This is a genomic window from Treponema medium (assembly GCF_017161265.1).
GTDB classification, from domain to species: Bacteria; Spirochaetota; Spirochaetia; order Treponematales; family Treponemataceae; genus Treponema; species Treponema medium.
Genome location: NZ_CP031393.1, coordinates 437,685 through 453,096 on the forward strand (window position 1 = coordinate 437,685; position 15,412 = coordinate 453,096).

Sequence of the window (15,412 nt, forward strand, 5' to 3'; positions counted from 1 at the left end):
CGGCTGAAAAACACGTCGAGTTTGCACAGAACTGCCACGGAGGGCAGTTTAATAAAGAAGCCCCGACGTTTTACAAAAATCATATTTTTGTAAAACTCGCAAGTCAATTTACAACACGGATGTTGTAAATTGACGTTTGTCGCGTATTAACGTATGCGCATTCCGCGCATCAATGCAGCAGTTTCCAAAGTTCACACTTTGTTCAACTGTTGCATTTTAGGGTGCTATTTGTGCGATTTAGAACTCGTCGACCTATTCGAAAACGCAGTTATCGAATAGGTCTAATACCTTGTTATACGCAAATTAGTTTTACCTTAGTGCCGCGCCCCGATATGCATGAACTTTTGAATCGATACCATGCGTAATCAGTTCAGGGATCGAATCTCCATCAATGTCGAGTAAATATGGGGTTCCCGTACCGGCAAGGGGGAAGCCATCCAGCGGGGCAAAGCCGGAGGTATACCCGTAAAGGGCGTTTCCTCCGCCGGAAACAAATATTTCATCTTTCCCGTCACCGGTTACATCGAGCAAGGTGATACGATAATCATCCGCAGCGCCTGTTTTTAAGGGTAGCGAGTCGGTTATCGCCCCGGCAGTGTTGAATTTGAACAGGTGCCCGTCTTGCGAAACGACAAAGAACGCCCGCAAAGATGCAGAATACGCTAAATCCGCCTTACACACGGTGTTAAGGTCGCACGAGGCGGTCTCTGCATAATCCTGCGATAAGCTGCGGATAGAAAACCGGCCGTCTTCGCTTACAAAAGCAACTGCCGGATTTCCCTTTGTTTCTTCAAAGAATACCGGCGCTGCAGCAAAGATTCCGTCAAGCTCAATGGGATACCCTTCAACGATTTTTCCTTCTTTATTAAATAGGTATAAACAGCTTTCAAAAGAACGCGGAAGCGCTGCAATACCATCTTTAAATATAACAGGAGCAGCTCGCAATTTAGCGTTCATCGGCTCAGAAATAAACCAATTATCTGTTGCATCGGCAAAGAGCAGTGCTGAGTCAGCAGAAAGCGGTGCAGCTATACCGCCGTTAAAAACAACCGGTTTGGGAAGGAGCTTTTCCGCTGTCAATACGGGATAACCTGCAAAGGGTTCCAAGTTTTCATTTGTCCGATAAATGGAACCGCGAGCCGAAACAGCCCACAACGCTTGCAGTTTTGAGTATTTTATTTCGGCGGCGATTCCCGCTTTTCCGTCAAGCGAAAGCGCTGACTCATTTCCGGTTAAAAGATTCATACCATACACATTTGAACCGTTTGTCCAAAAGATATAGGGAACATTGTCCGCGGTCTTTGTGCAGATAATATCGGTTTCGGGTCGCTGGGAAAGGGAGCGCGGAAAGGCCGGTATTTCTTCCAATTTACGCGCATCGGTTTTTTGCGTATAGAAATCCAAATAAATTTGGCGTCCGGCCGCAAAACGAAGCGACAACACGCCTTTACCGTAATTCTTAAAGGCGGTTTTAAGCAGCGCGTTTTGTTCCAAGAAGAACGGAATACTCCGATCCAGTGAATAGTATACTAAGAAAGACGTTTCGGCAGAAACGGTCTTTGAAATCTTCTTCCATTCATCGGTTTTTACCAAGAGTTTACCCGTATCAGTCTCTTTTTTACACATACCGAGCGCTTCCGCACTATTAGAAAGATACAAATAGCCGTCTTGTATCATATAAAATGGTTCCGGCAGGTCGATATGAAAAGCGCGTAACAAACCTAACAGCCACGAGGGGAATACGATACGCGGGATCCGGTTGTCGTCAACTACTGCAGCGGTGCTGCGATCGATGAATATCGTATTAAACAAATCTTCAAGCAGATAGCGACATTTGGCTTCATCTTTTAATGAAATAAAGAACACGGGCGTTTGAGAATCTCGATGCCCGAATACACCGACCTCACTGCCCATCCATTCAAAAATAAGCTGATTCAAATCTTTGTTAAAAAAGAATTTGCTGTTTTTATTCGTTGAATTGAACGTCTTTGTCAGTTCCGGAGAGAAAAAGGCTTTGGTGTTTTCGTAGAGGAATTGAGGATCGCCAAGGTTGAGCAGCGTCAAATAGGCGGTTCCTTCCGGCAGACGGGATAAAATAGCCGGCAGAGTAGAGCGGCGCTGCAGGATGGCATTTACCTCGCTTCGTTCCGAGATCCAATTGATAAGACTGTGAAGGGAAACGGTCGTTTCGTCAAAATTGACGTTGAGCGCCGCCGGATCGGGGAAGGCGAGTTCCCGTATCATGTTGCCGACGATATCTTGTTTCGCTGCAATACCGGAAATAAAATACGACGGTTCCGCATATACACTGACGGCTCCGCGGTTTGAATTGCGCAGCAGTGCAGTCAACCGTTTACCGCTCGCTTCGGAGTTTTCGGCTAAACAGGAATACAACATATCTTCCGAGGTTGCCGCAATAATAAGATTTTTATAAAAACAGATGTAGAGCCGCTGATCTTGGGTTAGTTCAAAAAGAAAGCCTTTTTTTGTGCTACCGTCTATGTCAAATTCGGTTTGCGAAAGGTTCGGTACCGAATCAAGCAGTTCCGGCTTAACGGCAGTAATAAGGGGAAGCAGCTGAACGGCAGCGGATCGGATACCGATATTCGCAACAATCGCTGCGTTACGCCCCTCATAAACGGCGATATTAATAGGAACATTCAGTAGCCGCTTAAACCAATTCGATTGAAGTGTCGTATTCGACCGCAGCGCACGGAGATTGCCCTGTAACGCTGCCGTTTCGGGTGAAGAAAGGAGCGAATCGACAGCGCTGAGGTACAGTCCTTTTTGCAGTGTATCGCTCGCAGACCGAATAGTAACCGCAGCGTAATATCCATCCGCAATATGCCGCGCAGGATTCGTCCGGTTTATCAATGAATATCCGATTAACCCGACCAGCGGAATCATGATAATCAGAATAAGAACAAGGAGAAAGATACCGACTTTTTTAAAAAATCCGCTCTTCTTCCGCTTTTTTCCGGTATGCGGAGAGGCTTGTACCGTATCGGCGTTCTGCGCCGCCGTCTGCCGCTCTGCCGGATGAGTGCCTACCGTATCAACGTTTTCAATAGGCTGCATATCAGACGACCTTTCGGGCGGCATTTCGGCAGTACCGCTTGCCGTGGTGTCCGGGCTTATCTCCGTATCGAGGTTCGGAGCGGGCGGCATATCGTGCCCTTCTGCTGAGTGAATGTGTTCGTTGGTATTTAAATCGTCGGTATCCATAGAGCCTCGTTTCGCAGGGCAAATGCATCAGCTTTTACAGTACGCCCGCAGAATATATAGGCTGTTCAACCAGAATTTCGCTGCATTGCGGCTCAAATGGTTGCCCTGCCTATATATTCTGCGGAATCTGCTTTATTTCTCTGATGTATTTGCCCTTCTTCTAAGATAAACTGCGCAAAATTTTATTCAAAATTTTGCGCAAAAGGAAAGCAATCGCTTTAAATCTTTCCGATGCGGTTGCTCAGATCGCTTCGTTACTGTAGTTTTTGTTTGAGTGCATTAATTTGCGGTGCGGTCAGCCCGACGGTCTTAGTCAGATAATTTTCCGCAACGGCTTTTAAATTGGCATCGGTAATAGCTTTGCCGCCGTTCATCTTTACGAACATATCAGTAATAATCTTCGCAATAACCGGATACCGCGCATCGGTTTTCTTGACGTTAAAGTAATTCATATATGACAGCATATAGTCGTCGGCAACCTGCTGCACTGTGGCGCCCATCAAGGCTTCCAGAACGGCGGCAACCATACCGGCACGGTCTTTTCCTTCATTGCAATGAACGTAGAACGGCCCTTCGTGCTGTCCCATAAAGATCAGTCCATCCTTCAGTTTGGCGATAAATGCAGGGTCGTTAAAGTCAATTCCCATATTAAGGGTAATAACCTGTCCGTCTTTTACCAACTGCTGGTAGTAAGGCGCTGCGGCAAGATATGGTGCCATGCTTTCGGCACTATCCGCAAGATTGATAACGGTTACGATTTTTGCTTCTTCAACGAGCTTTGCCGCATACGGGGCGCGGGCATCACCAAGTACCGGATTGCATCCTCTGTACAGCCGATTCGCTGCAATGGAACCCGCTTGAACGGCGCGGAAATTTGCAAATATTGCATCGGAAGCATAATCCTCACGTTTTTCGGATTTAACCAAGTGGCGCATTTCGTATTCCTGTAAATATGCACCCTTTTTGGAAAGAGATAGCGTTACCGGACTTCCCTCGACTGCGCCGGTTTTGCCGCTGCAGTTATCATAGCTCATCGCGATAGCGGTAAACCCGTGTGAAATTCTAATCAGGTAATCTCCTCTATTAACATCGCTGTAGGTTGCAACAAAGGGAGCTGCTACGGTTTTGTCTCCCAGCTTTGCGAGCAGCACATCACCGAGTTCATACCCTTTTTCTTTTAAAGCCGCTTCGGTAATGTCCGTTGTAAGGTTACCGTACTTGTCAACCGACGAAACGGTTCCCTGCAGCGGCTCATAGACCGGTTCTTGCGCACGTGCGCCGTCCGTAGTAGCGCATGACATCAGCACGGAAAGGCTGAACAATACTGCAATCGATAGATGCATAAAACGTTTGTGAATCATAAAACCTCCAAAAATTGAAGCCTCACGCAGAAAAAGTGCAAACTTCTTTCTTAGTATATTGAGTATAAGTATATATGCTAATGGGGTGATAAACAAGACTTTTAACAATATACCGGACATCCGTACCGTCAAAAGGTTAGCCTTTATTCCGCGGAATGTAATCGATCTATCTGAGCCGTCCTCACCTTTTATTCATGCGGAGGGTTTAATACCCGCCGTTCATCTACCGCCACGGATAGCGGTTGTTCCACGCAGTAGCAATGATGTGACAGAGCCACACCATTGCAGTCAAAACTATACACGGATGTATAGTTTTGACGAACGCTCTGCGTCGGGGTATGTTGATTGAAAAAACACGAAATTTTAAAAATTTTTGCATAAAGGCTAAAGTTTTTAGCTTATACCACCGATAAAAGATATGGAGATATTCTGCCTTGAATCTCTAAAAATCGAACCGAACTTTTAGAGATTCTCTATTTTCCTGAAAAGCACGGATGCTTTTCAGTACTACATTTCATGGAGGAAATGCTATGGTTATCAACCACAACATGAGTGCAATGTTTGCACAGCGTACATTGGGTGTTACTGATGTACGTATCGGTAAGGACATCGAAAAGCTGTCCAGCGGTCTGCGCATCAATCGCGCAGGCGATGATGCTTCCGGTCTCGCAGTTTCCGAAAAAATGCGCGCTCAAATCCGCGGCTTAAATCAAGCTTCGACAAACGCATCAAACGGAATCAGCTTTATTCAGGTTGCCGAAGCATATTTGCAGGAGACGACTGACATTATGCAGCGTATCCGCGAGCTGGCGGTGCAGGCATCAAACGGCATTTATAGCGCGGAAGACCGGATGCAAATTCAGGTCGAAGTTTCCCAGCTTGTTGCCGAAGTTGATCGTATCGCGAGTTCAGCTCAATTTAACGGTATGAATATGCTGACCGGACGCTTTGCACGTGAAGGCGGAGAAAACGCCGTAACAGGATCAATGTGGTTCCACATTGGCGCTAACATGGATCAACGCATCCGCGTGTACATCGGTACTATGACTGCTCATGCCCTTGGCGTGCGCGATCTGAGCGATAACCGCACAATGACGATTGAAACTGCAGAAGAAGCGAACCACAGCATCGGTACAATCGATGAAGCGTTAAAGAAAATCAACAAGCAGCGGGCAGACCTCGGTGCATACCAGAATAGACTGGAAATGACCGTTGTCGGAATCGATATTGCCGCAGAGAATCTGCAAGCCTCCGAATCACGTATCCGCGATGCCGATATGGCCAAGCAGATGGTCGAGTATACGAGAAATCAAATACTCAATCAGTCCGGTACGGCAATGTTGGCTCAGGCAAATTCAAACACCCAGCTTGTACTCTCATTATTGCGGTAATTTCTTGTATAACTCTCTTGTCTTTTTTTCGACAAGAGGGTATACTTGCCACAGTAATAACGAGAACCGGCGGGATGCCTCCGGTATCCCGTTAACATGATCTTTGAAAAACACCCTTAAGAAGCCCTGTATAACAGTATTATTGGTCTTCGGTTAGTACATCGAAAGCCAATAATACTGTGTAAAAAACAGAAGGGAAAGGCGCAACCAATTTCCGTAATGTTTTTATACAGTGACCATTTCCGGCATGGATGCCGGGAGCAGACTTCAAGGAGGGTTATATGATTATTAACCACAATATGAGCGCTATGTATTCACAGCGCAACACAGGTATCGTCGAGACCAGCATCGTAAAAGACATAGAAAAGCTTTCCAGCGGTATGCGCATTAACCGCGCAGGCGATGATGCTTCCGGACTTGCAGTTTCCGAAAAAATGAGAAGCCAGATCCGCGGTTTAAATCAAGCAGGCCAGAACATACAGAATGGTGTTTCCTTTATCCAAGCAACAGAAGGATATTTAGCTGAAACCACCGATATTATGCAGCGCTTACGCGAGTTAGCAGTTCAGGCTGCGAACGGTATTTACTCCGCAGAAGACCGCATGCAGATTCAGGTTGAAGTTTCTCAACTTGTGGATGAAGTAGACCGCATCGCAAGCCATGCCCAATTCAACGGTATGAACTTGCTGACCGGACGCTTCGCAAGAGATGCTGCTGACAATCAGTTGCAGTTGCATGTCGGTGCAAATATGGATCAGTCTGAAAAGCTCTTTGTTGGCACGATGACAGCTTTGGCTCTCGGTCTTACCGGTGGTATGCAGGGCGGCGAAGGCGATATGATCACCATCTCCTCTGTAGAAGGTGCTAATATGGCTATCGGTACTATCGACAATGCATTAAAGCAGATCAACAAGCAGAGAGCAGACCTCGGTGCATACCAGAACCGTTTTGAACTTGCATACAATGGTGTTGCAATTGCTGCTGAAAACCTGCAGGCTGCTGAATCACGCATCCGCGATGCTGATATGGCAAAACAGATCGTTGAGTACACCAAGAATCAAATCTTGATGCAGTCAGGTACAGCAATGCTTGCACAGGCGAACACACAACCCCAGTCGGTTATCCGCCTCCTTCAATAGTGCTCAAGAGAATCGGGAGAAAACACGCAAACCTAAATCAACAGTGAGGGTTTGAGTAAGAGAGATTTCTGGATGTTATCTCTTTTTCCCGCGACTTAAAAGGAAGAAGAAGCCGCGCCCTTCTTCTTCCTTTTTTTTATCTAAAAATCTCCAAACGGTTAAAATCCGTAAATTTAATATACAAATCACGTAACTAATGTAACTTCGTAAAGATTATTGATACTACAGCCGAAAATGTAGTAGAAAAGGTTTATCCGGCTTAACGGTAAAGGGGTTAGAGTGTCCGATATGAATATTCCCGGCATAGGAGCCGGTAAATATGATAATCTCATTGAAACGCTGATGAAAAAAGAGCGTGCCCCGCGCGATTCAGCTGCTGAAGATTTAAAAAAATATGAACGGCAAAATGCTATTTGGCGAAAAATAAATCAATTCTCTACCGAAATCCGCGAAAAAACACGGGAACTCTATTCCTTTAACAACCCTTTTGTGGAAAAGACTGTAACATCTTCCAACGAACGGGTGGTAACGGCAACCGCTTCACGGGATGCCCGCGAACAAACCTTTAAAATTTCTATCAAGCAAATTGCTCAAGCGGATTCTTTTTTATCAACCGAGGTGGCAAAAGATTTTCAAGTTCCAAAAGGGGTATACACTTTTACCGTCGGAGAAAAAAAATTTTCGGTGAATTGGCAAGGTGGAAAATACCGGAGCTTTATCGATGCCGTTAATAAAAAAGGAAAAGATGTTATCCGAATTTCGGAAATAAAAACTTCGCCCGGTGCCGTTTCGTTGCTTTTTGAATCGCAGTTGACAGGAGAGGCGAATAAACTGGAGTTTTCCGATGATGCGTTATCCTTTGCACTCGAAAACGGCCTGATAAAAAAGAACGACCGCCCTGCGGTGGATGCCGAAAAGACGGAGGCTGCAATTCCTGCACAGAAAACCGAACGTATTATGTTTTCCAAACCGGTACGCGGATTGCAACAGTATGTGTTGGAATATACTGTATCCTTACAGAACAATGCCGAAGTCTCCGAGACACCTTCTTCTCAAGGAGAGACAACATCCCCAAGCGGAGAACCGATTTATGAGCAAGTCGGCTCTGCATCATACAAGGGAGTAACCGTTAGTAATGCACCAAGCGATTCAAGCATCCTGCCTGAGACTCTTGGCTTAAATCAGCAAACAACTGCCCCTGTAGAAGATTATAATGTGCTTTCGTTAGTTTCTCCGCGCGGGACACTTATTCCGCTGCCTGCACTGGCTGATACAACCGAAGTTCAAACCTTTAGTATTCCGCTTAGCGAATACGGCGACATTAGCGGAATTACCGTGCATAATAACAATACCGATAAAACCGTATCGATAGAACAGATCAAAGTATATGACCCTAAAGCGACGGGCGAATACATACCGGTTAATCCCGTCTCGCAGGCGCAGGAGGCAGCGCTCACCTTTGAAGGCATCCCTGTAAAGCGGAGTACCAATAAGATTGACGATCTTATTCCGGGGGTAACGCTTCAGCTTGAAGATAAAACCGATAAACCGGAGAGTATCAGTATTAAACCGGATCCTCAACCGGCAAAGAATGCCATCATCGAATTTGTTGCAAAATACAACCGGCTTTTGGCGGAAATCAATATTGTAACGAGTAATCAGCAGACAGTTATTGATGAACTCGAATATTTCACTGATGATGAACGTAAGACGGCGGAAGAAAATCTCGGTGCTCTTTTCGGAGATTCGACACTATCTTCCTTAAAGAATAACCTGCGCCAAATCGTTGCCAATGTGTACCGCAAAAATACGGATACCCCGATAAGAACGTTATCTCAAATCGGCATATCAACAAAGTCTGACACAAGCTCAGGACTTAACGAAGCGCGGTTACGCGGATATTTGGAAATTGACGAAAAAAAACTCGATGAGGCTTTAAAAAATTCTATTGAAGATGTCCGCTATCTTTTCGGCTATGATACCGATAACGATGTGTTAATCGATGACGGTGTTGCATTTCAGGTGTTTAAACAGATAGATCCTTATGTGCAGCGGGGCGGTATTTTTTCAACCCGAACAAACGGTTTGGCTGCTCAGATTAAATCGAGCAAAGATAAAATTGCGCGGTACGATAAGGCGCTTGAAAAAAAAGAGCTGGAACTGCGGCAAAAATATGGGAATATGGACGGGGCTTTGCGGAATTTGCAAAAGCAATCGGATATGATCAATAATTTCAGCAGACAGAATAAAGGCGGTTCTGACAACTAGCGCACGCTGAATAATCCGCATAGTTGCCGGAAAGATGATAATTTGAGGAGTATGACTATAAATGGTGATAAAAATTAACGGCGAAGAACTTTCATACACGCTGGAAAATGAAAAGACCCTTGGCGAAGTATTGGGTAGCATTGAAGAAGCATGCTGCCGTGAACATGAAACAATCGTACAGGTTGCGGTTGACGGAAAAGAATTGAGTTCCCATGAACTCGACCTACTTTTTAAACAGCCTGTTGATACTGATATTACTATTGAACTTTCAACATTCTCCGGAGCGGAAATCCGTAATTACATGAAAGGCTTAACGCAAGAGCTATCCCAATATGTAGAAGACTTTGAGCAGATTCCAGTATATATGCAGACCGGAAAAGATGTGCAGGTTTTAAATCTACTTGGAACCTTTTCGGAAAAACTCAAAGAGTTATATCGATCATTACTCTTATCTGATGTAACGGAGCTTCCGATCGATATACAAATCGAAGATAAATCAGTTCATGAGTATCAGAAAGAAATAACAGCGTTATTGCACGATATTGTAACGAGTATTGAAGAAAAAGATATTATTCAAGTCGGCGATTTAGCCGAATATGAATTAGCGCCCCTTGTCAAAACTTTGATAAATGGGGTATCATCAACTCTAAATTAGACGGAGACGGAAGCAGTGCTTGTAGAGGATATTATCGATATTGAAAAAAAGAATTCTCTCATCTATTATCGGGAGGAATTTGAGGCTACCGCCGTTTACAATATTCTGGAAAGAGAACAAAAGGGAAAAATAGACTTTTTAATCGAAGTTAATCCTATCGGTCAAAAACAACTCTTCGTACAGCTTATCGATAAACCGGACTACCCTATATTACCTATTCGTCTTGCATTAAAAGAAAAAATACAGCATTTAATTGACTCTGCCGCTCTACCGCTTTAGGAAAAAAATGCTGAAGATGCAGGCTCGCTTTAAGATTATCTTTAAGATAGCGCTGCCCTTTTAAGTAGTTTACCGTCAGGCGATGAGTGCAGGGAATTTATCAAGGACATAAAGTTATCCTGAAAGCGATTTCTTTTAGGATGGATGCAACGTGTCCTATTATGTTTGGAGCAGCTCATGTATGAATATCATATTGAAGGCGGTTTCCCCGTAAAGGGTACCATCAAGGCAAGCGGAAATAAAAATGCGGCATTGCCATGTATTGCCGCCGCCGTCCTTACCGACCAGCCCGTTACCTTAAAGAATCTTCCCGAAATCGAAGATGTTTCCGTAATGTTTAAGATATTTGAATCCTTCGGCGGAACAATTGTTAAAGTTGCACAAAATGAATATACGCTACAATTAAAAACCGTAACCGGTTATGAAGTACCGGCGCCGCTGGCTCAAAAGATACGGGCTTCTATTTTGTTTGCAGGCCCGCTGCTTGCACGCCACGGAAAAGTTATGATGACTCCGCCCGGCGGGGATGTTATCGGACGGCGGAGGCTGGATACGCACTTTTTGGCGCTGACGGAACTCGGCGCACAGGTAAAAATAAACGGTCATTTTTTATTTACAGCAAATAAACTCATCGGGCAGGATATTTTTTTGGATGAAGCATCCGTAACCGCTACCGAGAATGCGGTGATGGCTGCGGTAACCGCCGAGGGCGAAACCGTTATCACCAATGCAGCAAGCGAGCCGCACATTCAAGACCTTTGCAAGCTATTGAACATGATGGGTGCAAAGATAAGCGGTATAGGCTCTAATATTCTGACTATTCACGGAGTACCGCAGCTGCATGGCGCGGAGTACCGCATCGGTGCGGATTACATGGAAGTCGGTTCGTTTATCGGACTTGCGGCAGTTACCCGCGGCTCGCTTACCATTACCGATATCAACCCACCCGATATGCGGCCGATAAAGCTTGCGTTTAACAAGCTGGGTATCCGTTGGGAAATCGACGGCACAAGCCTAACCGTTCCTGCACAGCAGAGTTTAAAGGTAAACTGCGACCTCGGCGGTATGATCCCTAAAATCGATGACGCACCGTGGCCGGGATTCCCCGCCGACCTTACCAGCATTATGGCGGTTATCGCCACACAGGTGGAAGGCACCGTGCTTATCCATGAAAAAATGTTTGAATCCCGTATGTTCTTTGTCGATAAACTGATCGGTATGGGCGCACGTATTACGCTTTGCGACCCGCACCGCGCCGTCGTTACCGGTCCCAGTACCCTGCATGGTTCCGAATTGGTTTCGCCCGATGTACGTGCAGGAATGGCGCTCGTTATTGCCGCCTGCTGCGCCCGCGGTGAAAGCCTCATCCGGAATGTGTACCAGATCGAACGCGGCTACGAACACCTCGTCGACCGGTTTAAAGCGCTCGGCGTACAGATTGAACGCAAGCCGCTCTGCGTATAACATTGCATACAAATGCTTACTTCGCTATACTTTTTCCGATTATGAAATATACACAGCTGCCTGTTTATGAACAAAAGGCACGGATTTTAGAGAGTTTAGAACGCCATCAGGTTATTGTTGTCGAAAGCCCTACCGGATCGGGAAAAACGACCCAGCTACCGGTGATTTTGCACGAGGCGGGCTATACACAAACCGGTATGATCGGCGTTACCCAGCCGCGACGGATTGCAGCTCTTTCCGTCAGCGAATTTATTGCGCATCAGCTAAAGGTTCCGCTCGGCGATACGGTGGGCTACAAGATGCGGTTTGAAGATCACACTTCGCCGGACACTAAGATAAAGATTATGACCGACGGGATTCTCTTGCAGGAGCTTAAACTTGACCCATGGCTCAGCAAGTATTCCGTTATTATGGTAGATGAGGCGCATGAACGCAGTTTGAATATTGATTTTATCCTCGGGCTGCTCAAGCGGATTTTGCAGGAGCGGCAGGATTTTAAGGTGATTATCTCGTCGGCAACCATCAACACCGATATGTTTTCGATGTATTTTAACGAGTGTCCGGTGATTAAAATCAATGCGATGACCTATCCAGTTACGCTCATCTTTGACCCGCCTGCCATCACCGCCTCCACAGAGACGCTTGCCGCCGAAACCGCGCTGCTCGATAAAATCGCAGTGATTGTCGGGCGGATTTTAAGCGAGGGCCGCCCCGGAGCAATTCTTGTGTTTCTCCCCGGTGAGCGGGCGATTAAAAACTGCATTGAACGGCTCTCGCATGAGTCGTGGTTCCGCAAGCTCTATCCGCTGCCGCTGTACGGGCGCTTGAGCAAGGAAGAGCAGGAGCGGGTATTTAAGTCCCCGCCGTTCGGGAAAAAAAAGATTGTTATCGCAACAAATATTGCCGAAACCTCTATCACCATCAACGATATTGCCGCCGTCATCGACTCCGGCTTGTCAAAGCTGAATTTTTACAATCCCTTCACCTACACCTCAAGCTTGGACGAAGCGCCGGTGTCAAAGGCATCGTGTAATCAACGACGGGGACGCGCCGGACGGACGCAGGAGGGGGTATGCTACCGCCTCTACACCCGCAAGGATTTTGAAACCCGCGTTATGTACACCACGGAAGAAATCTACCGCACCGACCTCTCGGAGGTGGTGATGCGGATGGCGGAGCTGGGTATCTACGACTTTGCGAACTTCGATTTTATTTCCCCGCCCGGCAAGAAGGGCATTATCGGTGCGGTGGATACGCTCAATATGCTCGGCGCGTTGGAGAGCGATAACAGCCTGAGTAAAATCGGGCAGATGATGTGCCTCTTCCCGCTCAGCCCGCGCCAATCCCGTATGATTGTAGAGGCGGTGCTCTATTATCCCGAATCGATTGAGGATGTATTGATTGCCGCGGGCTTTTTATCGGCACGCAGCCCCTTCCTCTTCCCCGATGGGCATGAGCTTGAAGCGAGAAAAGCCCATGCAGCATTCCGCGATCCGCTCGGCGACTTTGTGTCCTTCCTTAAAGTCTACCGGCAATATATGCAGGCTGAAAACCAAAAGAAGTTTTGTGAACGCTTTTACCTCGACGAGCGGATTATGGCGGAAATTGCCAACATCAAAGAGCAGCTGGAGCTGATTGTCTCCGATATGGGCGTGCCGATCCTCTCCGGCGGAAAACCGGCGGATTACTTGACGGCGGTTGCCCGCGGCATGATCCAATTTGTGTGCGCTGCGCAGGGGCGGGATGTGTACCGCAGCCTTACCACCGAAAAGATTTCCATCCATCCGGGTTCCTGTATGTATAAGGAACACCAAGCCTTTATCGTTGCGGGGGAGATTGTGCGTACTTCGCGGATGTATGCCATGTCGGTCTCGCCTCTTTCCAAAGGCATTGTAGCGCTGGTCGCCCCTGCGCTCCTTGACAAAAAAGCGGCGCAGGAAGCGCGGACACGAGCTGAGCGGGCTGCTGGTGGCGGCAAGGCTGTAAGCGGAAAAGGCGGCGGTAAAAACGCACTGGGAGCCGGTGCGGTCGGTAAACTATCCGGCAACGTAGGAAAGGCTGTACCGCACGGATTCGCAGCTGCATCGGAAACCGCAGGCGGAAAGAACTCCGGCAACGCTACCGGCGGTTCTGCAAACGAAAAGCAAGCGCAGACAGTATCTATCTGCGGCACACCTTATATTGTACAAAAGATAAAAGGGAAAAAGCAGCTCTTGCTACCGTGGGAGCAGTTCAGCCATACGGTGGAGCAGCTGCGGGCAGAGCGGCAGCTCCAAAGAGCCGGTAAGTCGGATACCGATTGGGACATACAAAGCGGAGTTCCGGCAAAAACTTCCGGCAATGCTCAAGGAGGCACAGAGCTTGAAAACTGCACGATAGTCTACGACGGCCGACTTGAGCAGCTCAAAAACCTGCGTGCAAAAATTACCTTCGGCAGCTACGAGCTGCTTGCCGGAGAAAAACTCGGCTTGGTGTTAAGCATCGCTGAAGCCTTTCCGCTTCAGCCCCTTGATTCGGAAATGCCGTTCCCGCGGACTAAAAATTTTATGCTGCCGGATGATACCGTAGCCCTGCTGGAGCAGCTGCCGCTCATCTTCCGCACGGTAGCGGCAAAGCAGAAGAGCAAGCAGCTCGGCTTTATCACCCTGTTCAACGACGGTAACGGTACTTTCTGGCTGAAAACGTCACGAGGTTTCCACACTGCGTTGCACGAAAACCTTGCCTCACTGCAGCAGCTTATCGACAGTGCAGGAGCAGGATTGGATGAAGCGCAAACAGCAGCTGTCAACAGGCTCTACAGCAAAATTGCAAAACTGATATAGGCAAAGGACAACTGCATCAGATTCCATTTGCAAAAGCTAACAGAAAGGCTGTTTTCAGACAAGGCATTTATGCAGCAGCCTCTTATTCTCCGGCGTTTTGCCTATCAGTCTAATGCGATTGCTCTGTCAGACGGTCTTTACATCACCGGTAAAATGTGTAATAGTTGCGAATACGAGAAGCGTAAAATAAAAACCGTACACATAGCACGGCTTTTATTTACCCAAGTTTGCTCAAACGCAAACTTGTATATTATATGCACGTTCTCACTTCGTTGCGAACGTGCGTAAAAAGTCAATCGAAAGTTGATACTTTCTTCTTGACTTTTTATGGGAGTCAATGATGGAGAAATTTGTTTCGTGGGATGTTAGTTATGATGTGGGAGTTCCGAGCGTCGATAAACAACACCGCCACTTAGTAGATTTAATCAATAGCTTATATAATGCCTGCCTTGGAGAAAAAGCAGAACTTGAAGAGACATTTAGAGATGTAATGAAAGAATTGGTAGACTATGTAATGATTCACTTTAAAGATGAAGAAGCTATCATGGAGCAAATGAATTATCCGGGGTTAAAAGAACATAAACAAAAACATGAGTTGTTCGTTAAAGAAATTTTAAAATCAGTTAATGCCTATACAAACGGCAAACAATTCGTTCCCAACTCATTTGTCCGCTTTTTGCGTGACTGGCTGTTTAATCATATCTTAATCGATGATAAAGCATGGGCACGCTATTACTTCTCACTTAAAAAATAAAACAGAAAAGGGCTGTCTTAAAAGCTGCACACTTTTAGGACAGCCTTTCGCACA

10 protein-coding genes are annotated in these 15,412 nt (G+C 46.5%); 8 read left to right on the forward strand and 2 right to left on the reverse strand.

The window, feature by feature from the left end:
* Positions 1-309: 309 nt before the first annotated feature.
* The gene (locus DWB79_RS01915) at positions 310-3,225 is read right to left on the reverse strand and encodes a VCBS repeat-containing protein (protein ID WP_016522376.1); all 2,916 of its coding nucleotides are present in this window, start codon (positions 3,223-3,225) and stop codon (positions 310-312) included.
* Positions 3,226-3,479: 254 nt separating this feature from the next.
* Entirely contained in the window at positions 3,480-4,586 is a 1,107-nt protein-coding gene (locus DWB79_RS01920; RefSeq protein ID WP_016522377.1) for a tyrosine-protein phosphatase, read from the reverse strand.
* A 530-nt stretch (positions 4,587-5,116) separates the two neighbouring features.
* Between DWB79_RS01920 and DWB79_RS01925 the strand changes: the two genes are divergently transcribed.
* The 8 genes from DWB79_RS01925 (at position 5,117) to DWB79_RS01960 (ending at position 15,358) form a co-directional block, all read left to right on the forward strand.
* Positions 5,117-5,977, forward strand: a complete 861-nt coding sequence (locus tag DWB79_RS01925; protein WP_016522378.1) for a flagellin N-terminal helical domain-containing protein — start codon at positions 5,117-5,119, stop codon at positions 5,975-5,977.
* 281 nt (positions 5,978-6,258) lie between these two features.
* Complete coding sequence (locus DWB79_RS01930) at positions 6,259-7,116, forward strand: flagellin N-terminal helical domain-containing protein (RefSeq protein WP_016522379.1); 858 nt, start codon at positions 6,259-6,261, stop codon at positions 7,114-7,116.
* A gap of 288 nt (positions 7,117-7,404) precedes the next feature.
* Complete coding sequence (gene fliD, locus DWB79_RS01935; RefSeq protein WP_016522380.1) at positions 7,405-9,384, forward strand: flagellar filament capping protein FliD; 1,980 nt, start codon at positions 7,405-7,407, stop codon at positions 9,382-9,384.
* A 61-nt stretch (positions 9,385-9,445) separates the two neighbouring features.
* Complete coding sequence (locus DWB79_RS01940) at positions 9,446-10,039, forward strand: hypothetical protein (RefSeq protein WP_016522381.1); 594 nt, start codon at positions 9,446-9,448, stop codon at positions 10,037-10,039.
* 15 nt (positions 10,040-10,054) lie between these two features.
* Positions 10,055-10,318, forward strand: a complete 264-nt coding sequence (locus DWB79_RS01945) for a hypothetical protein (protein WP_016522382.1) — start codon at positions 10,055-10,057, stop codon at positions 10,316-10,318.
* Positions 10,319-10,495: 177 nt separating this feature from the next.
* The gene (gene murA / locus DWB79_RS01950; protein WP_016522383.1) at positions 10,496-11,782 is read left to right on the forward strand and encodes a UDP-N-acetylglucosamine 1-carboxyvinyltransferase; all 1,287 of its coding nucleotides are present in this window, start codon (positions 10,496-10,498) and stop codon (positions 11,780-11,782) included.
* A 41-nt stretch (positions 11,783-11,823) separates the two neighbouring features.
* Entirely contained in the window at positions 11,824-14,604 is a 2,781-nt protein-coding gene (locus DWB79_RS01955) for a helicase-related protein (RefSeq protein WP_016522384.1), read from the forward strand.
* A 340-nt stretch (positions 14,605-14,944) separates the two neighbouring features.
* Positions 14,945-15,358: a bacteriohemerythrin gene (locus DWB79_RS01960; protein ID WP_016522386.1), complete on the forward strand. Its 414-nt coding sequence runs from the start codon at positions 14,945-14,947 to the stop codon at positions 15,356-15,358.
* Positions 15,359-15,412: the final 54 nt, after the last annotated feature.